The organism is Nocardia sp. NPDC004722 (assembly GCF_053601505.1).
Map to the genome: position 1 here is coordinate 1 of NZ_JBSGBY010000091.1, position 18,674 is coordinate 18,674.

At 68.8% G+C, this 18,674-nt stretch carries 20 protein-coding genes; 12 read left to right on the plus strand and 8 right to left on the minus strand.

The genetic code is table 11. From position 1 onward, the window contains the following. The 4 genes from ACWELQ_RS12130 to ACWELQ_RS12145 all read left to right on the plus strand — a co-directional run. Positions 1–1,848 (plus strand): NAD-glutamate dehydrogenase domain-containing protein (locus ACWELQ_RS12130; protein WP_452397068.1); only part of this gene is annotated, 1,848 nt, incomplete at its 5' end. Positions 1,849–1,892: 44 nt separating this feature from the next. Then, on the plus strand, positions 1,893–2,339 hold the full coding sequence (locus ACWELQ_RS12135) for an acyl-CoA thioesterase (RefSeq protein ID WP_452397086.1): 447 nt from the start codon (positions 1,893–1,895) through the stop codon (positions 2,337–2,339). A 13-nt stretch (positions 2,340–2,352) separates the two neighbouring features. Then, positions 2,353–3,027 carry a hypothetical protein gene (locus ACWELQ_RS12140; protein WP_452397069.1) on the plus strand — a complete coding sequence of 225 codons (675 nt, stop codon included), beginning with the start codon at positions 2,353–2,355 and terminating at the stop codon, positions 3,025–3,027. Positions 3,028–3,456: 429 nt separating this feature from the next. Further along, positions 3,457–4,185, plus strand: a complete 729-nt coding sequence (locus ACWELQ_RS12145; RefSeq protein WP_452397070.1) for a dienelactone hydrolase family protein — start codon at positions 3,457–3,459, stop codon at positions 4,183–4,185. Between the two features lie 52 nt (positions 4,186–4,237). Here ACWELQ_RS12145 and ACWELQ_RS12150 read toward each other — a convergent pair whose 3' ends face one another. Then, on the minus strand, positions 4,238–4,555 hold the full coding sequence (locus ACWELQ_RS12150; RefSeq protein WP_452397071.1) for an AzlD domain-containing protein: 318 nt from the start codon (positions 4,553–4,555) through the stop codon (positions 4,238–4,240). A gap of 43 nt (positions 4,556–4,598) precedes the next feature. Next, a complete protein-coding gene (locus ACWELQ_RS12155; RefSeq protein ID WP_452397072.1) occupies positions 4,599–5,357 on the minus strand; it encodes an AzlC family ABC transporter permease in 759 nt (252 codons plus the stop codon). 74 nt (positions 5,358–5,431) lie between these two features. On the opposite strand from ACWELQ_RS12155, the gene ACWELQ_RS12160 reads away from it, so the two are divergent. Then, positions 5,432–6,025 carry a helix-turn-helix domain-containing protein gene (locus tag ACWELQ_RS12160; protein WP_452397073.1) on the plus strand — a complete coding sequence of 198 codons (594 nt, stop codon included), beginning with the start codon at positions 5,432–5,434 and terminating at the stop codon, positions 6,023–6,025. Between the two features lie 233 nt (positions 6,026–6,258). Here ACWELQ_RS12160 and ACWELQ_RS12165 read toward each other — a convergent pair whose 3' ends face one another. Next, the gene (locus ACWELQ_RS12165; RefSeq protein ID WP_452397074.1) at positions 6,259–6,987 is read right to left on the minus strand and encodes an HNH endonuclease; all 729 of its coding nucleotides are present in this window, start codon (positions 6,985–6,987) and stop codon (positions 6,259–6,261) included. A gap of 256 nt (positions 6,988–7,243) precedes the next feature. On the opposite strand from ACWELQ_RS12165, the gene ACWELQ_RS12170 reads away from it, so the two are divergent. The 5 genes from ACWELQ_RS12170 (at position 7,244) to ACWELQ_RS12190 (ending at position 10,804) form a co-directional block, all read left to right on the plus strand. Next, positions 7,244–7,657, plus strand: a complete 414-nt coding sequence (locus tag ACWELQ_RS12170) for a globin (protein ID WP_452397075.1) — start codon at positions 7,244–7,246, stop codon at positions 7,655–7,657. Between the two features lie 125 nt (positions 7,658–7,782). Then, on the plus strand, positions 7,783–9,357 hold the full coding sequence (locus tag ACWELQ_RS12175; protein WP_452397087.1) for a glycoside hydrolase family 13 protein: 1,575 nt from the start codon (positions 7,783–7,785) through the stop codon (positions 9,355–9,357). Between the two features lie 78 nt (positions 9,358–9,435). Then, on the plus strand, positions 9,436–9,714 hold the full coding sequence (gene ctaJ / locus ACWELQ_RS12180; protein ID WP_452397076.1) for an aa3-type cytochrome oxidase subunit CtaJ: 279 nt from the start codon (positions 9,436–9,438) through the stop codon (positions 9,712–9,714). A 10-nt stretch (positions 9,715–9,724) separates the two neighbouring features. Then, positions 9,725–10,168, plus strand: coding sequence for a DUF5130 domain-containing protein (locus ACWELQ_RS12185; RefSeq protein WP_452397077.1), 444 nt, complete (start codon positions 9,725–9,727; stop codon positions 10,166–10,168). Between the two features lie 195 nt (positions 10,169–10,363). After that, complete coding sequence (locus ACWELQ_RS12190) at positions 10,364–10,804, plus strand: helix-turn-helix domain-containing protein (RefSeq protein ID WP_452397078.1); 441 nt, start codon at positions 10,364–10,366, stop codon at positions 10,802–10,804. A gap of 3 nt (positions 10,805–10,807) precedes the next feature. Here the strand turns inward: ACWELQ_RS12190 and ACWELQ_RS12195 are convergent, their stop codons facing one another. From ACWELQ_RS12195 to pepN, 3 genes are all read right to left on the minus strand, one after another. Continuing rightward, a complete protein-coding gene (locus ACWELQ_RS12195; RefSeq protein ID WP_452397079.1) occupies positions 10,808–11,395 on the minus strand; it encodes a ClpP family protease in 588 nt (195 codons plus the stop codon). Between the two features lie 62 nt (positions 11,396–11,457). Further along, positions 11,458–12,060, minus strand: a complete 603-nt coding sequence (locus ACWELQ_RS12200; protein ID WP_452397080.1) for a ClpP family protease — start codon at positions 12,058–12,060, stop codon at positions 11,458–11,460. 326 nt (positions 12,061–12,386) lie between these two features. Beyond that, positions 12,387–14,978 carry an aminopeptidase N gene (gene pepN, locus ACWELQ_RS12205; protein WP_452397081.1) on the minus strand — a complete coding sequence of 864 codons (2,592 nt, stop codon included), beginning with the start codon at positions 14,976–14,978 and terminating at the stop codon, positions 12,387–12,389. A gap of 193 nt (positions 14,979–15,171) precedes the next feature. Here pepN and ACWELQ_RS12210 point away from each other — a divergent pair, with 193 nt between their 5' ends. Then, complete coding sequence (locus ACWELQ_RS12210) at positions 15,172–16,002, plus strand: phosphoribosylaminoimidazolesuccinocarboxamide synthase (RefSeq protein ID WP_452397082.1); 831 nt, start codon at positions 15,172–15,174, stop codon at positions 16,000–16,002. Here the strand turns inward: ACWELQ_RS12210 and ACWELQ_RS12215 are convergent. After that, positions 15,999–16,667, minus strand: coding sequence for an NAD(P)H oxidoreductase (locus ACWELQ_RS12215; RefSeq protein ID WP_452397083.1), 669 nt, complete (start codon positions 16,665–16,667; stop codon positions 15,999–16,001). The genes ACWELQ_RS12210 and ACWELQ_RS12215 overlap by 4 nt on opposite strands. Positions 16,668–16,787: 120 nt before the next feature. On the opposite strand from ACWELQ_RS12215, the gene ACWELQ_RS12220 reads away from it, so the two are divergent. Then, a complete protein-coding gene (locus ACWELQ_RS12220) occupies positions 16,788–17,732 on the plus strand; it encodes an AraC family transcriptional regulator (protein WP_452397084.1) in 945 nt (314 codons plus the stop codon). 1 nt (position 17,733) lies between these two features. On the opposite strand, the gene ACWELQ_RS12225 is transcribed toward ACWELQ_RS12220, so the two are convergent. Further along, positions 17,734–18,674 (minus strand): RNA polymerase sigma factor (locus ACWELQ_RS12225; RefSeq protein ID WP_452397085.1); only part of this gene is annotated, 941 nt, incomplete at its 5' end.

Consider the following 18,674-nt stretch of genomic DNA (forward strand, 5'->3'; position numbering starts at 1 on the left):
GTCGCGGCGTTCGACCACCGGCACATCTTCCTGGACCCGGATCCCGATGCGGCCGTGTCGTTCTCCGAGCGTGAGCGCATGTTCAAGCTGCCCCGCTCGTCGTGGGCGGACTACGACCGCGCGCTGATCAGCGAGGGCGGCGGCGTCTACGACCGCACGGTCAAGGCGATCCCGGTCAGCGACCAGGTCCGTGAGGCGCTCGGGCTGGCCCCCGAGGTCACCGTGCTGTCGCCGCCGGAGATGATCCGGGCGATCTTGAAGTCGCCGGTGGGGTTGCTGTGGAACGGCGGCATCGGCACCTACATCAAGGCCGCCGCCGAGACCAATGCCGAGGTGGGCGACAAGTCCAACGACGCGGTCCGGGTGAACGCGAACGAGTTGCGGGTGAAGGTGATCGGCGAGGGCGGCAACCTGGGCGTCACCGCCCTGGGCCGCATCGAGTTCTGCCGCCACGGCGGCAAGATGAACACCGACGCCCTGGACAACTCCGCGGGTGTGGACTGCTCCGACCACGAGGTCAATATCAAGGTCCTGCTCGACGGCGTGGTCTCCAGCGGTGAACTGCCCGAGTCCGATCGCAATTCGCTGCTGGCCTCCATGACCGACGAGGTTTCGGCGCTCGTGTTGCGCGACAACGTCTCTCAGAACATCCTCATGGGCATGTCGCGGGCCGAGGCTCCGAACATGCTCAATGTGCACCAGCGCGTCATCGAGGATCTCGAGGAGAGCCGCGGCCTGGATCGCGAGCTCGAGGCGCTGCCCAGCGACGCGGAGATGAAGCTGCGCCAGGAGCAGGGCACCGGTCTCACCTCGCCCGAGCTGTCGAATCTCATGGCGCATGTGAAGCTTTCGCTCAAGGCCGACCTGCTGACCAGCGATCTGCCCGACAGCGTGTACTTCTCGGCCCGGCTGCCGCAGTACTTCCCGACACCGCTGCGCACCCGCTTCGCCACCGCCATCAAGCGGCATCGCCTGCGTCGCGAGATCACCACTACCATGCTGGTCAACGAGGTGGTGGATCTGGGCGGCATCACTTACGCGTTCCGGCTCGGCGAGGAGATCGGGGCCTCGGCCTCGGACTCGGTACGCGCCTTCACCGCCGCCACCCAGATCTTCGATCTGCACGCGGTGTGGAATCGCATTCGCGCCGCGAACATCTCCACCAGCATGAAGGACGCGCTGGAGCTGGAGACCAAGCGCACGCTGGATCGCGCCTCGCGCTGGCTGCTCAACAACCGCCCGCAGCCGGTCGCGGTGGGCGCGGAGATCCACCGCTACGCCCAGGGCGTGCGCGCGCTCTCGCCGAAGGTGCCGGGGTGGCTGCGCGGCCACCACATCGACACCCTCAACGATCAGTGCCAGGCCATCGTCGATCAGGGCGCGCCCTCGGCGCTGGCGACCGAGGTGTTCGGGCTGCTCAACCAGTTCCCGCTGCTGGATGTGCTGGATATCGCGGACATCACCGATCGCAGCGGTGAGGAGGTGGGCGCGCTGTACTACGCGCTCAACGACCACCTCAAGATCGATTGGCTGTTGCAGGCGGTCAGCCACCTGGAACGCGGCGACCGCTGGCACGCGCTGGCCCGGCTCGCATTGCGCGACGACATGTACGGTTCGCTGCGCTCGCTGACCCTCGATGTGCTCTCCGCGGGTGACCCGGAGGAGACGGCCGAGGAGAAAATTGCATACTGGGAGTCGAAAAATCAGTCCCGCCTGGGTCGCGCACGCAGTGCCCTCTCGGAACTGTTCGAGTCCGGAACCCACGACCTGGCCACGCTGTCGGTTGCGGCGCGGCAGGTGCGCAGCATGGTGAGCGGGGTGGGTGCGCAATCGGAGGTACCGCGTTGACGAGTGTCGGTTCACTGAACGGCCATGCGAAGACCGCCCAGCCCATGCCGGGGGAGACCCCGGCCTCGGCCGAGCCCAAGCGTTTCCACACCCAGGTGGAGGTGCGCTGGTCGGATATGGACGCCTTCCAGCACATCAACCATGCCCGCATGGTGACGCTGCTCGAGGAGGCGCGCATTCCGTGGCTGTTCGGCGATGAGCGGCCGACGGTCAAGCTGCGGTCCGGCTGCGTGCTGGCCGATCTGCGCGTGCAGTACAAGGGTCAGCTGCGGCACGAGGACACGCCCCTGGACGTCTCCATGTGGATCGACCGGCTGCGCGCGGTGGACTTCACCGTCGGTTACGAGGTCCGGGCCGCCGGTGCGGCCCCGGATTCCCCGCCCGCGGTGATCGCCTCGACCCAGTTGGCCGCCTTCGACATCGACACCCAGCGCCTACGCCGCCTCACCACCGAGGAACGCGACTACCTCGCGCTGTGGCTGGCCGACTGACCCGAGATCGACTGTGTCGGGACAGCTGACCCTGTACGTTCCGGACCCCGCGGAACGCGAGAACCTGGCCACCTTCCTCTCGCACGCGGTGCGCCTCGACCCGGCGGCCGTCATCCGGCTGCGCCGGCGCGGTGACCGCTACGTCTCCGCCTGGGCCGGTACCGGATTCGAGGCGCTGGCGGTGCGCACGGTGGTGGCCGAACTCGGCATCGACGACGTGACGGTCGGCGCGGATACCCTCCTCGCCGGCCTGCACGGCCCGGATGCCGCCCGCGCCTTCGGGCTCGGCTACGCCATGGACTCGGCCTGGCGTGCCGCGCTGCCGCCGGAGGCCGGGTTCGTGCACATCGACGACGTGCCCGCTCGCATGCTCGTCGAATTGGCCGAGCGCGGAGCCGAAGTGGCGCAGGAGCACGGCAGCCGCCACGGCCCGCCCGCCGCGCTGCTCGATCAGCCGGTGCTGACCGTTTCCGGCGGCGGCGAACAGGTCGAGGTGCCGATGCGCGTGGTCTTCGCGCTCGCCGCCATGGATTTCATTCCGCACGGCGGCGAGAAGACCGACTCGCGGCGCATTTCGGTGGACGAGATCGTGCGGGTGCGCGCGGCGCGCACCTGGCTGCGCCTGGACGCCCGCTACGGTTCGGTCGCCCGCCGTCGCGGCCCCGCCCTGCCGCTGCTCCCACACTGAGCGTCCCCGGCAGCGCGTACGACCGGTGGTTCCGGGCGGGCGGCAGTACTGCGCGCCGGGCAGTTCGTCCGGCGGGCAATACGCACCGGGCCGGTGGCGGAAATGCGTCCTGGGCGGTGACGCGTGAGCGGCGGCCGATGTAGGCCCTGCGATATGCGTGCCTCGGGATGTATGGCTCGGCAGTCCGCTCGCCCCTAATGCGTGGGGCACCGGATATCTTGGCTCGTCATGGTTTTCGTCCCCGGTTACGTTCGATGCGGGACGAACGCAACCATCGGGAGGTTGATCGCCATGATGATCTTGAGAAGCATGCTCGCGGGCGTAGCGCTGGCCATCGCGCTGCTGGCTCCGGCATTCGGACCCGCCACCGGGTGTTGACCGGTGTATCGGAAGTGCCGAGACGGGCGTCGTTGATCTAACTTTGGCGGCATGACCGATGCCGCGATCGTGACCGAGTGGATCGACCTGAAGGTCGGCGATTCCGTGATGAGCGCCTATGTCGCTCGCCCGGCGGAGCCCGGGAACTACCCCGGAGTCGTTGTGGGACACGAGATCTACGGCCTGCACGCCACGGCCCGGGCGGCCGCCGACCGGCTGGCCGCCTCGGGCGCCGTGGCAGTCATGCCGGACCTGTTCCACCGCACCGCCCCGCGCGCCGAGCTGGAACTGCACGTCGATCGCGAGCGCGGCCTGGAACTGCTGCGCACCCTGACCCGTCCCGGCGTAGTCGACGATGTCGCCGCCTGCCTGGACGAGTTGCGTCGTCGCGGAACGGATTCGCTGAACATGGTCGGCTTCAGCGCGGGCGGCCACGTGGCTTACTACGCCGCCACCCAGCTGCCGCTGGCCGCCACCGCCGCGTTCTACCCGGGTTGGCTGACCAATACCGACATTCCGCTGTCGACCCCGGAACCGACGGTCGAGGCGACTCCGGGCATCACCGGCCGGATCGCGCTGTTCTTCGGCGGGGAGGATCCGCTGATCGACGCCGAGGCCCGTGACGAGCTCGAAACGGCCCTGAGCGCCAACGGCATCCAGCACGAGATCGTCGTCTACGACGACGCCCCGCACGGCTTCCTGTTCCCGGGCCGCGACTGGTACCGGCCCGAGGTCGCCGAGGATTCCTGGGCCCGGCTCGCGGATCTGCTGCGTCGCTAGCGAATTCGCTCCGGCGGCGGTCGGCGCATATCGATGTGCGCCTGGTCGGCCGTCAGTGCACGCCGAGCACGCGCAGCCCGGCGGTGACCACGGCCGCGGACAGGATCACCACCAGTAGGGGTGCTCGCTTCCACGCGAGCCCGGCCGCCACCAGCACGCCCGCCGGTAGCGCCCAGCCGAATTGGCTGCCGCCCGCGGGCATCAGCGTGGTGACCGCCAGCGCGGTCAGCAGCACCACCGACGCGATCTCCAGCAGTCGGATGGTGCGCGGCGAGATCTTGACCCGGCTGCGCAGCAGCGGACCCGCGAACCGGAACGCGAAGGTGCCCACGGCCAGCGCCATCGCACCCATCAGCAATGCCTTGGTCATCGGCCCGCACCGCGCGCGTCCGAGCGCCCTCGATCGCGCCGCATCAGACGGATCCCGCTGTCGCGGTGGCGGTCTCGGCGACATCGCCGCCATGGCCCGCGCCTGCGGTGTCGTCGTCGGCGGCCGATTCCTTGGCGCCTGCGCGCCGCACGACCAGAAGCACCGCCGCCAGAGCCAGCAGGACCGGCAGGCCCGCGCCCAGGAACGGGGTGGTCGCGGCGGCGATGACCGCTCCGGCGAGAGCCGCGGTGCGGGTGAGGGGTTCGCGCAGGGCGGGCAGGACGAGGGAGAACAGGACTGCCGGGAAAACGGCGTCCAGGCCGAAGGCGTTCGGATCCGGCACCACCGAGCCGAGGACCGCGCCGATCGCGGCGCCCACCGGCCACGCCGCCAGCACGGCGAGACCGCAGAGCCAGTAGGCGGCGCGGCGTCGATCGCGGTCGGGCTGGGCCAGCGCCATGGCGACGGATTCGTCGTTCATGACGTGGGTGCCGAGCAGTCGCCGCCAGCCGGTGCCGACCACATCGGGGACCGACAGGCCGTAGGGCAGGTGCCGGGCATTGACCAGCAGTCCGGCCAGCACGGCCGCGACCAGGCCGCCGCCCGCGGTCAGGATGCCGATGAACACGAACTCCGAGCCGCCCGCGACCACGGCCATGCTCATGAGCACCGGTAACCAGGCGGGGAAGCCCGAGGTCACGGCGGTAGCGCCGTAGGATATGCCGATCATGGCGACCGCCAAGCAGATCGCCGCGATACCTGTGAGCACACCCCGATCGAGTGTTCGCCATGCCGAACGCATGTTTTCTATAATGAACACAGTAGGCCGGGTTCGTCAAAGGGGCACCCCCATTTCCCGGTACTGTGAACCACATCATGAGCCAGTCAGACAGCTCCCTGCCGGTCTCGGTGCCGGAGACCCCCGAGTCTCCGCAGGAGGCCATCGCCGCCGCCCTGCGCCGGGAGCGGGCCCGCTCCGGACTCTCGCTGACCGAGGTCGCCAAACGCGCGGGAATCGCCAAATCGACACTGTCGCAACTGGAGTCGGGCGCGGGCAATCCCAGCATCGAAACCCTCTGGGCGCTGTGCATCGCCCTGGACATCCAGTTCTCGCGGCTGCTGGATCCGCCCAGCCCGGCGGTGCAGGTCATTCGCGCGGGTGAAGCCCCGGCGCTGGCGTCCGGCCAGTCCGAATATCGCATCGCTCTGCTGGCCGCCTCCCCGCCTGCGGTCCGCCGCGACATCTACCGCCTCACCGCCGAGCCCGGCCACCCCCGCGAATCCGACCCGCACAGCCGTGGCGTCGTCGAACACGTCGTCCTGTGCGTCGGCAGCGCACGCGTCGGCCCCGCCGACGCCCCGGTCCACCTCGAGCCCGGCGACTACATCTGCTACCCCGGCGATATGCCCCACGTCTTCGAAGCGCTCGAGCCGGGCACCTGGGGGATGCTGATCAGCGAATACAGCTGACGGCATACCGGTCCGCTATCGCGCGGACTCGCGTCGGTGGTCGGCGAGCACAAGACCGCGGCGTTGCCCGGGTCGTTCGTATGGCCGGGTCGACCCGGCCATCGGCGGCTCTGGTAGCGGAATTATGTTGTAGCGCAGAGAATCTCGCCGCGCCGACGGGTCAGCGCGCGGGATCGCCGATCCGCGGCGACGTGGGCCGAGATGATCCGGGCCTTCCGACTACCGCGTGGCGGTCAGGCCGCACCCTCGCCGAGGTACTGCAGCCAAGTCGGGTCGAGCTCGTTGCTGGCCGAGAGCAGCCGCCAGTGCGGGCCTTTCGGGGCGACCATCGGGTGGTGCAGGATCCAGCCGAGTTCGCTCAGCATCTTGTCGGCCTTGCGGTGATTGCACGGCGCGCAGGAGGCGACGCAGTTCTCCCACGAGTGCGCGCCGCCACGGCTGCGCGGAATCACGTGGTCGATGGTTTCGGCCTTGCCGCCGCAGTAGGCGCAGCGGTAGCGGTCACGGTGCATGAGGGCGGCCCGGGTCATCGGTACCCGTGCCCGGTAGGGGACGCGCACGTAGTTGCGTAGTCGGATGACCGAGGGGAGCGCCACCGCGGTTCCGGCGGAATGCACGACCGGGCCTTCGGGATTGTCGTGCACGGTATCGGCCTTGTCGCAGATCAGCAGCACGATGGCGCGGCGCGCGGACAGGGCGGTGAGGGGCTCGTAGGTCGCGTTGAGCAGCAGCACACGCCGTTTCGCCCAGGCGGGAACGGGTGCTGCGCTGGGCGGATGATGCGAATGTTCGCGACGGTCGCCCGGATGGGCAGGCTCGGGATGAGCGCCCGGGTGATGCTCGGCATGAGAATGTTCGGACAGCAAGTGCAGCGGAGTAGCCCCCGACCCACGATTGTGGACGTCGGCGGGCTGGAGTTGTCGATGCGTCCGCGCCTCACGGGCGCCGTGCCGCTGCTTCATGGGCCATACCCCGGTTTCGTATTCGTCCGATTGTGTGGTATCTCGGCAGACTGCCACCCAGTTGACCATGGAATGGCGCACAATGCCATCTCTTTCGACACATTGTCGGGCACATTCGGATGAACAAGACGTGACAATTGCCGAGACCGGTCCGAGGCGGCCTGTCGGACCGGTATTTCTCCAGCTCAGCGGCGGGTTTGTGACCTTCCCGTGCTGGACTGGGCGGGGGTCGATCCGGACACGGCAGAATGGGGGCGTGACTTCCGGCGAGCAGACCGAACAGACAGCGACCTCGTTCTACGACGCGGTGGGTGGGGAGAAGACCTTCCATCGGATCGTCGCCACCTTCTATCGCGAGGTGGCCGAGGACGAGGTCCTGCGGCCGCTGTACCCGGAAGCGGATCTCGGACCCGCCGAGCGGCGGTTGCGGATGTTCCTCGAGCAGTACTGGGGTGGCCCGCGCACCTACTCCGACGAGCGCGGGCATCCGCGGCTGCGCATGCGGCATCACCCGTTCAAGGTCGGCCCGATCGAGCGGGACGCGTGGCTGCGGGCCATGTCCATCGCGGTCGCCGAGATCGAGCCGGAGGTGCTCGATGCCGAGCACCGGCAGCAGCTGCTCAACTACTTCGAGATGGCTGCCAATTCGCTCATGAACTCGCCTTTCTGAATTCGTTTCGCAGAAGCCGCCGCGCCCCACAGCGTTTCCGGCCGCCTGTGCCAGGGCGCTGATCATTTGCTGAAACTGGACAGTTCCGTACGACGCGCCCGCGAAAGACGCTGTGCTTTGGCACCATTACGGCTGTGAGTGACATTTCGTGGTGGCGATCGGCCGTGTTCTATCAGGTCTATCCCCGTTCCTTCGCCGACTCCGACGGCGACGGAGTGGGCGATCTGGGCGGATTGCGGGAAAAGCTGGGCTATCTCGAACTGCTCGGCGTGGACGCGCTGTGGATCTGCCCGGTGATGCGCTCACCCATGGCCGACGGCGGCTACGACGTGTCCGATCCGCGCGATATCGACCCGCTCTTCGGCGGGATCGAGGCGCTGGACGCGATCATCGCCGAGGCGCACGACCGCGATATGCGGGTCACCATGGACCTGGTGCCCAATCACACCAGTGATCAGCATCCGTGGTTCCGGGCGGCGCTGGCGGCGGGGCCGGGGAGCCCGGAGCGGGCGCGGTACCACTTCCGTGACGGGCTCGGGCCGGACGGCGCTGCGCCGCCGAACAATTGGCCGAGCATCTTCGGCGGTCCGGCCTGGACCCGGGTGAAAGAACCCGACGGTAGACCCGGGCAGTGGTACCTGCACATCTTCGCGGCCGAGCAACCCGACCTGAACTGGGAAAACCCGGAGATCGCAGCCGATTTCGAGCACACCCTGCGGTTCTGGCTGGACCGCGGCGTGGACGGCTTCCGGCTCGATGTCGCGCACGGCATGGCCAAACCCGCGGGACTGCCCGATATGGAGCATGTTCCGACCCAGATGCTGCACCTCGAGGACGACGATCCGCGCTTCAACAATCCCGGGGTGCACGAGATCCACCGGATGATCCGCATCGTCATGGACGAGTACCCGGACGCGGTGTCGATCGGCGAGGTGTGGGTCAACGACAACATCCGCTTCGGTGAGTACGTCCGCGCGGACGAGCTGCACCTGGCCTTCAACTTCCGGCTCGCCCAGACTCCCTTCCATCCGGACCGGATTCGCGCCGCCGTCGACAATTCGCTCGCCGCCGTCGCCGGGGTCGGGGCCTCACCCACCTGGACGCTGTCCAATCACGACATCGAGCGCGAGGTCACCCGCTACGGCGACGGGGATGTCGGGCAGGCGCGGGCGCGGGCCATGATCATGCTGGAGCTGGCGCTGCCGGGGGCGGTATTCGTCTACAACGGAGCCGAATTGGGGCTGCCGAACGTGGACGACCTGCCGGAGTCGGCATTGCAGGACCCGACCTGGGAGCGTTCCGGGCACACCGAACGCGGCCGCGACGGCTGCCGGGTGCCGCTGCCGTGGGAGGGACAACACCCGCCGTTCGGGTTCACCACCGGCACACCGTGGTTGCCGATGCCGCCGGACTGGGCGAAGGTGACCGTGGAGGCGCAGCTGGAGCGCCTGGACTCGATGCTGTCGCTGTATCGGATGGCGATCGAATTGCGGGCCGTGCGTCCGGAATTCAACGGGCCGGGGCTGGAGTGGTACGGGAGTCCGCCCGGCTGCCTGGCCTTCCGGCGCGAGGGCGGATTGCTGTGCGTGCTGAACGCCACCGACGCGCCGATTCTGTTGCCTGCCGGGGACGTGCTGCTGACCAGCGCGCCCATCAGCGGGCGGAAGCTACCCGCCAACTCGACCGCCTGGTTGGTCTGAAAGGCGAATGTTACGACACGGTCGCACTAACCCTTACCGGTCGTAGTAGTCGTGGTGGCATCGACTACCGTTGGGCCGGTGAGCATTCTCCAGACAGTGCTGATCTACGTCGGCATCCCGGTCGCGATCTATCTGGTGATCGCCGGCTTGTCGTTCCTCGGCAAGCCGCTGCCGGGCAAGCGACCGGATCACTACGAACTCGGTGACCAGTGGACGCAGCCTCCGGTGCTGTGGAGCGCGACCGATGAGGTGACCGGATCCGGCCACCACGACACTGCTGATTCGCATGGCAGCCATGCGGCAATTGAATCCGCCCCCGCGGAGCTGATCGGAGGCCGGGCAAGTGGCAAGTTCTAATTGGCCCGCGGTGAACGAAGCCGACCTACCCCACGGCTGGGCGGTCACGGTCAGCGGCCGCGTCTCCGGTGTGCACGAGGCGGGCGACATCTTCGCCGACGTGCCGTTCACCGACCGCGAGCGGCTGCTCATGGACAACGCGCTCACCGATGCCACCCGCGCCACCAAGGTGCGCTTCAACATCTACATCGGTGACCTGGGCGCGGACTCCGGCGCCGGGGTCGACGCGCTGTTCCCCTCCACCCCCGAGGCCGCCCGTTCGGTGCTCATCGCGGTGGACCCGAACACCAGCTCCGTCGAGGTCCGCTCCGGCCGCGATGTGGCCGAGCGCGCCAACGATCGCGTCTGCCAGCTCGGCGCGACCGCCGCCACCAGCTCCTTCCGACAGGGCGAGCTGATCGACGGCCTGGTCTCCGCGGTGCGGGTGATGGCCGCCGCCATCGGCCGCGTCTAGTCGCCGCGAGGCAAGTACTACGGGGGCTTCGCCCCTGAAACCCCAAGGGCAGTGCGGGGGCTCAGCCCCCAAACCCCGAGGGGAAGGATTCGGCCCGCACCCGGGTGGTGCGGGCCGTCTGCGTTTCAAGGGGATGGAGTTCGCCCACAGCAGATCGGGGCGCGCGGGCCCGGGTGCGGAATTTACGCTCGGGGTATGGCCGAGCATCCGCGTTTGACAGCTATCCCCGGTGGTCTCGACGAGTCGGTGTGTTCCAGGGGCGAGTCGGCGCGCCCGGGGGAGCGGCAGTCACCCGCCCGTCCGGGTGACCGGCGGCCCGCGCCGCGTCCGGCGGAAAGGGAGCCGCTGTGGCGGGAGGCGCTCGGCGAGCAGTTGCGGGCGATGCGGCTCGAGCAGGGGGAGAAGCTCACCGAAACCGCTGGGCGGGCCGGGATTTCGCCGCAGTACCTCTCGGAGGTCGAGCGCGGGCGCAAGGAGCCGTCCAGCGAGATGATCGCCGCCCTCGCGGGCGCGCTCGGGATCAGCCTGGGGAATCTCACGTTGCAGGTCGCCGAGCAACTGCGTCGCCGCCAGTTGGCGTCCTTCTCCCGCACCGCCGCTCCCCAGGCGTACTCCGGTCTGCTGCTGGCCGCCTGACCGTCAGCGCGGGCCGAGGATGGTGTCGGCCAGGCCGTAGGCGACCGCGGCTTCGGCGGTGAAGACGCGGTCGCGGTCGGTGTCGCGGCGCAGGGTTTCGGCGGATTGGCCGGTGTGGGTGGCGAGGATCGCCTCGATCTGGGCCCGCATGCGGACGATCTCGTCGGCCTGCAGGATCAGGTCGGGGATGGTGCCCTGACCTCGGATCGCGGGCTGGTGCAGCACTATTCGCGAGTGCGGCAGGACATTGCGGCGGCCCTTCGCGCCGCCCGCGAGCAGCACCGCACCGACCGCGATGGCCTGGCCCACACAGGTGGTGACCACCGGTGACTGGATGTGCTGGATGGTGTCGTAGATGGCGAGCATCGCGGTCAGATCGCCACCCTCGCAGTTGATGTAGAGGTTGATGTCCTGCCCGGGGCTCTCGGCGTCCAGGTGCAGCAGTTGCGCGATGAGCGCGTTGGCCACCCCGGAGTCGATGGGGGTGCCCAGGTAGACGATGCGCTCGGTGAGCAGGTGCGAGTAGACGTCCATGATGCGTTCGCCGCGCGGGTCGCGGGCGATCACATTGGGAATGGTGTAGCTGGTCACGGGTGCCTCCTGACCGGGTTGATGCGAGGGAAACGGGCCGGGGCCCGAGGGATTTCGCCGAGTCAGACGGAGATGCCCAGTCTCGGGCGCTCGGGGAGGACCTGGTTGAACGACTCCACGATGTGGTCGATGAAGCCGTAGTCGCGGGCCTGCGCGGCGGTGAACCAGCGGTCGTGCAGGGAGTCCTCGAAGACCTGGTCGTAGGGCTGGCCGGTGTCGGCGGCGATCAGGCCGAGCACCGTCTGCACGGTGTAGCGCAGGTCGTCGGCCTGCACCTCCACCTCGACGGCGCTGCCGCCGATGCCCGCCGAGCCCTGGTGCATGAGGACGCGGGCGTGCGGCAGCGCGAAGCGGTGGCCGGGGGTTCCGGCGGAGAGCAGGAATTGCCCCGCGCTGCACGCCAATCCGAGTGCGAGGGTGGACACGGTGCAGGGGATCAGCCGCATCACGTCGCGGATGGCGAGCATGGCGGGCACCGAGCCGCCCGGCGAGTGGATCCACAGCGAGATCCCGGCGTCCGGGTCCTCGGCGGCGAGGGCCATCAGCTGGGTCATGAGCAGGGTGCCGTTGTCGTCGTCGAGTGGACCGTCCAGCACCAGTACCCGGCGGGCGTAGAGCTGTTCGCGGGTGCGCCAGTTGAACATCGGAGTCTTGTTGTCGGTCATGACTTCACGGTGCCGCAGCCGGGGCCGGAAAGTCCTGCCACGCTGCCGTGAGCAGATCCGCCGACAGCAGCGCGCCCGGCTGCCGACAGGCAGCACGCGGTGAGACCCCGGAACCGGGGGCACCGGTTCGGCGGTCTACTCGCCGTCGCGGGCACGCCCTAATGTGCTGTGCGCCAGGGAATTCGAGATCTGCCCGTCTCGACCCGACCGGGTCGCCCGCACGGCCCGCCCTGGCAGGTAGTCCCCGGAACTCCGGGGGAACGGCGACAGCCCTCCCGACCTGTGTACGGGAGGGCTGTCGTCGTCGAAAGGTGTTGCGGGGCTTGTTACGAGCGGTCGAAGGCGCGGGCGCGCAGCGAGCGCTCGATGCCCGCCTTGCCCTCGACCACCAGGCGGCGCAGGGCCGGCGGGTGGTCGCCGCCGAGGAACTTGTCGGCGACCGCGACGGCGTCCTCGGTGACGGCCCAGTGCGGGTAGAGCCCGACCACGACGGTCTGGGCGACCTCGCTGGAGCGCCGCTCCCACACCGAGGCGATCTCGGCGAAATACCGCTCCACGTAAGGCGTCAGCAGCTGCGCCTGACCGGCCGGGGCGAAGCCCGCGACAATCGCTCGGGTGGTGATGTTGGCCACCGAGTCATCGCTCATGACGGTGTCCCACGCCTGCTCCTTCACCGCGGCCTGCGGGCGCGCGGTGGCCGCGGCGGCGGCCTGACGGCGACCCGCAGCGGTGTTGTCGCGAGCGAGTTCCTCATCGATGAGCGGGGTTTCGAGACCGTCGGAGTCGATGGCCCCGGCCGCCGCGAGCGCCTGGGTGAGCCGCCAGCGCAGGTCGGTGTCGACGGTCAGACCCGCCAGCCCGACGCCCTCGGGGTCGCCCGCGAGCAGCTGCCGCAGCACCGCCACGTGCTGCGGGGACAGCAGCGCGCCGGTGAGCGCGTTGACGAAGGCCAGCTGGTGGTCCGAGCCCGCACCGGCGGCGCGGGCCAGCTCCAGCAGCCGGTCGGCGTAGGCGGGCCAGCCCTGGGCGGCGGCCCACTCCGGGTCGGCGTACGCGCCGAGCGCGGTGGCGGCCTGCATGAGAAGCCTTTGCACGACGCCGATCTCGGTCTCCGCGCCGACGCCGGACTGCACCAGCGCCACGAAGTCGCGGGCCTTCATCTCGGCCTGACGGGTCATCTCCCAGGCCGCGGACCAGGCCAGGGTGCGCGGCAGCGGTTCGGCGATATCGGCGATGCGCGCCACCACGGTGTCGAGCGAGTCGGCGTCGAGGCGGACCGAGCAGTAGGTGAGGTCGTCGTCGTTGACCAGCACCAGCTTGCCGCGGCCGACGCCGATCAGCTCCGGCACCTCGGTGCGCTCGGCCGGGTCGACGTCGAGCTCGACGCGCTTGGTGCGCACCAGCTTTCCGTCCTGATCGTCGTACACGCCGATGGCGAGGCGGTGCACGCGACGCTCACCCGCGCCGGGCTCCGCGCCCTCCTGGATGACGGCGAAGGAGGTGAAGTTGCCGTCCGCGTCCACGGTGAAGTCCGGGCGCAGGATATTGAGGCCGGTGGTCTTGAGCCACTGCGCGCCCCAGTCCGACAGGTCGCGGCCCGACGCCTTCTCCAGCGCGCCCACCAGATCGTCGAAAGTGGCGTTGCCGTAGGCGTGTTCGGTGAAGTAGTCGCGCAGGCCCGCCAGGAACGGCTCCTCGCCGACGTAGGCCACCAGCTGCTTGAGCACCGAAGCGCCCTTGGCGTAGGTGATTCCGTCGAAGTTCACCTCGACGGCCGCCAGGTCCGGGATGTCGGCGGCGATCGGGTGGGTCGAGGGCAGCTGGTCCTGCCGGTACGCCCAGGACTTCTCGACATTCGCGAAAGTGGTCCAGGCATTGGTGTATTCGGTCGCCCCGACCTGGCACAGCACCGAGGCGAAGGTCGCGAAGGACTCGTTCAGCCACAGGTCGTCCCACCACTTCATGGTGACCAGGTCGCCGAACCACATGTGCGCCATCTCATGCAGGACGGTCTCGCAGCGGCGCTCGTAGGAGGCGCGGGTCACCTTGGAGCGGAAGACGTAATCCTCGAGGAAGGTGACCGCGCCCGCGTTCTCCATTGCGCCCGCGTTGAATTCGGGCACGAACAGCTGGTCGTACTTGCCGAAGGCGTAGGGCACACCGAAATTCGAGTGGTAGAAGCCGAAACCCTGCTTGGTCTCGGTGAAAAGCCGTTCGGCGTCCATGAATTCGGCCAGCGAGGCGCGGCAGTAAATGCCCAGCGGGATCTCGCCGTGCTCGTCGCTGTAGGAGTCGGTCCACTTGGCGTAGGGACCGGCGATCAGTGCCACCAGGTAGGTGCTCATGCGCGGGGTGCGCGCGAAGGTGTGCCGCAGCACCGCGCCGATCTTGTGCGTCTCGACGATCGCGCCGTTGGAGATGACCTCCCAGTCCTCGGGCGCGGTGACGATCACGTCGTAGGTGGCCTTGAGGTCGGGCTGGTCGAAGCAGGCGAACATGCGCTTGCAGTCGGCGGTCTCGAACTGCGAGTACAGGTAGACCTTGTTGTCGGTGGGGTCGACGAAGCGGTGCAGGCCCTCGCCGGTGTTGGAGTACTCGCCGTCGGCCTCGATCACGAGCTCGTTGCTCGCGGCCAGGTTCGGCAGGGTCAGGCCCTGCTCCTGGTCGTAGCCGCTCACGTCCAGGGCGGTGCCGTTGAGGACGGCCGAGCGCAGGCCCGCGCCCACGAAGTCGATGAAGGTCTGCGCACCCGGGGTCGCGGTGAAGGTGACGGTGGCCTTCGAGTGGAAGGTCTCACTGCGCGGAGCTTCGGCGCTGGTGGGCTGTCCGGTCAGATCCAGTTCGACCCGGTAGTTCTCCACCTGGACCGTCGCGGCGCGTTCGATCGCCTGCTCGCGGGTGAGATTCGGTTCGGACAAGGGGGCTCCTTAGCTCTCGGAGAACTGCTGCCGTACAGGTGCACCCGGCTCCTCGGGCGGCGTTGCCCGGGGCTCGGTGCGGAATGCGATGTGTTCCCAACAATGCCACGTCTCACCACGCCGGGCGTCGAGGTGGGCAAGACCCGTCGGTAAGCTCTGCGACGGCAGTGATCGCCCAGTACGAGGAGGACCGTTGAAGCACATCCACGCCGGTAAGGTGCGCGACCTGTACGAGGACGGCGATTCGCTGATCCTGGTCGCATCCGATCGGGTGTCGGTGTACGACGTGGTCCTGCCGACCCCGATCCCGGACAAGGGCGCGCTGCTCACCCAGCTGTCCAACTGGTGGTTCGGGTTCTTCTCCGATGTGCCCAACCACATTCTGTCCACCACCGACGTGCCCGCCGAGTTCGCGGGCCGCGGCGTGCGGGTCAAGCCGCTGAAGATGGTGAAGGTCGAGTGCGTCGCGCGCGGCTACCTGACCGGCGGCGGCCTGGCCGAGTACCAGCGCTCCGGCACCGTCTCCGGTATCGCGCTGCCGCCCGGCCTGCGTGACGGCGACAAGCTGCCCGAGCCGATCTTCACCCCCAGCACCAAGGCCGATGTCGGGCACGACGAGCCGATCAGCTTCGAGGACGTGGTGAACCAGGAGGGCAAGGAGGTCGCCGAGCGGCTGCGCGACCTGACCCTCGACATCTACGCCCGCGGCGCCGAGCACGCCGCCGCGCGCGGGGTCATCATCGCCGACACGAAGATCGAACTCGGCTGGGACGGTGACGTTCTCACCGTCGGCGACGAGGTGCTCACCTCCGACTCCTCGCGGTTCTGGCCCGCCGACGACTACGAGCCCGGCCGCCCGCAGAAGTCGTTCGACAAGCAGTTCGTGCGCGACTGGTCCACCTCGACCGGGTGGAACAAGGAGTACCCGGGCCCCGAGATCCCGGCCGAGGTGATCGAGGTGACCCGGCAGAAGTACGTCGGGGCCTACGAGATGATCACCGGCCAGACCTGGAACGGCGTTTAGGCCATAACCGCTTCGGCGGCAAGGAAATTGGTCACGAACTCGTCGGCCCGGTGCTCGAGATCGGCGTACTGGGCCGCCCGTTCCGCCCCGGCGGTCGGTGCGGCGACATGCAGCAGCCCGTCGGCGTCGATGCGCTGGCGGCGCTCCTCGGCGTCGGGCAGCAGACCGACGGCGGAGTACGAGAAGCCGCAGTAGTAGGCGATGCCCATATTGAGTTGGGCTTCGAGGGCCTGCTGCATGAACTCTTCCAGCGGATCGTGTAGCGAGATTCCGCCTAGGCCGAGCCACAGGATGCGCTTGCCCGCCAGCCGAGGCTTGCTGCGCCCGTAGGCGAGACCGTAGTTCCAGACCCGGTCGATCCAGCCCTTGAGCAGCGCGGGCACGCTCGCCCAGTAGACCGGGAAGACGACGACCACCACCTCGGCGGCGAGCATCCGGTCCATGTGCTCGTGCACCTCGGGGGAGTAGGTCTTGTCCCGATTACCCCAGTCCGGCTGGTCGGCGTCGTTCATCCGCGGGTCGAAGCCCTCTCCCCGCAGGTCGAGCAGGTCGATGCGATATCCGGCCGCCGCCAGGCGAGCGGCGGTGCGGTCGGCGATATGAGCGGTCAGCGAGTCGGCGCGGTGGTGCGCGACCACCACGAGGGCGGTGCCATTGTGCGACAAGGGATTTCCTCCTGAATCGAACCCTGCTGTGTTCCGGTCCGCTCCAGTACATCCGAGACCGAGTAGACGATCCATGGGTGAAACACTCCATCGGATAGGAATTCGTCTACGCTGGACCGGGTGGACCCCCTGAGCAAGCTGTTGAGCGGTATCCGGGCCGAAGGCTCGGTGCTGACCCATGCCGTCATGCCCGCACCCTGGACCATCCGCTTCGCCGACCGCGCCCCGCTCACCATGATCACCGTGCTGCGCGGTGGCGGCACCCTGCTGCAACCGGATGGCGGGCAGCGGACGCTCGGCGTCGGCGACACGGCGCTGGTGCGTGGTCCGGACGAATTCCGGCTCGTATCAGCGGATCTCGGCGGTGTGAACGAGGACTCTTCCGGCGCGGCCGTCCGGCCGACCGAGTACGAGATCGCCTGCTTCACCACCGGATCCGATTGTGTCGGTGAGGAGCTCACCGGATTCCACTGGGGCAGCGAGGCGGAGGCCACCGCCCTGCTCGTCGGCGCTTACCGGGCGTCCTCGCGTCGGCACGATCGTCTGCTGCGGGCGCTGCCGCCGGTCCTGGTCGTGTACGAGGATATGGATACCTGCGCCTGGTTCGAGACGGCCGCCCGGGCCGCCGTGGATCAGAGCGCGGGTTCGCAGGCCATGATGGACCGCCTCCTCGACTGGAGTCTCGTCTGCACCATGCGTAGCTGGTTCGAACAGGCCGGTCCCGACGCCCCCACCTGGTTCCGCGGACTGTCCGACCCGGTGGTGGCTCCCGCGTTGCACGCGATCCACACCACCCCCGGCGCACCGTGGACGGTCGCCTCCCTCGCCGCCGAATCCCAGGTCTCCCGAGCCCTTTTCGCCAAACGCTTCACCGCCGTCATGGGCCAGCCACCCCTGACCTACCTCACCATCTCCCGCATGGACGAGGCCGAAGAGCTCCTCACCGACACCGACCTCACCATCGCCCAGATAGCCAAATCCGTAGGCTACGCCGACCCTTTCGGCTTCTCCGCCGCCTTCAAACGTCACCGAGGCCAATCCCCCACTGCCTTCCGTGCCGCCTGAATCAAGGGTGGCGGAGGCGGGCGGCTCGGATGGTGAGGTAGTCGCGTTCGGGGAGGCTGGTGGTTCGGCGGGCGGCGGCCAGGTAGCAGGTGATGGCTTCGTCGGAGTCGCCTGCCATTTCGTGGAGATGGGCGCGCACCGCGTCGAGGCGGTGATTGCCGGAGAGGTCGGTGTCGAGGGTGTCGGTGAGGTCCAGGCCCGCCTGGGGGCCGTGCACCATGGCCAGGGCTACCGCGCGGTTGAGGGTGACCATCGGGTTGGGTGCCTGGCGTTCGAGGGCGTTGTACAGCAACAGGATTCGCGGCCAGTCGGTGTGCTCGGCGCACGGGGCCTGCGCGTGCAGGGCGGCGATGGCGGCCTGGATCTGATACTGGCCGATGAGGCCGCTGCGCACGGACGCGGTCGCCAATCGCACGCCCTCGATGATCATTTCGCGGTCCCACAAGCTGCGATCCTGCTCCTCGAGCGGGATCAGTTCACCGTGGCTGCCGGTGCGTGCCTCCCGCCGCGCGTCGGTCAGCAGCAGCAGTGCCAGCAGTCCGGTGACTTCGGGGTTATCCGGCAGCACGCGAAACAAGGCGCGCGCCAGGCGAATCGCCTCGGTCGAGAGGTCGGTGCGGTGTAGTCGCTCCCCGCCGCTGGTGTGGCCCTCGGTGTAGATGAGATAGAGCACCCGCAGCACGTTGTCGAGCCGCTCGTTCCACTCCCCGTGTTGGCCGTTCGCCTCTGCGGGCATGGCGAAGGGTCGCTCCTCGGCCGCGAGCCGCTTCTTCGCCCGCGTAATCCGTTGCGCCATGGTGCGTTCCGGCAGCAGGAACGCCCGGGCGATCTCCTCGGTGGTCAGTCCGCCGACCGCGCGCAGAGTCAACGCGACCGCGCTCGCGGGCGACAGCGCCGGATGACAGCAGAGGAAGAACAGCGTGAGAGTGTCGTCGCGGTCCG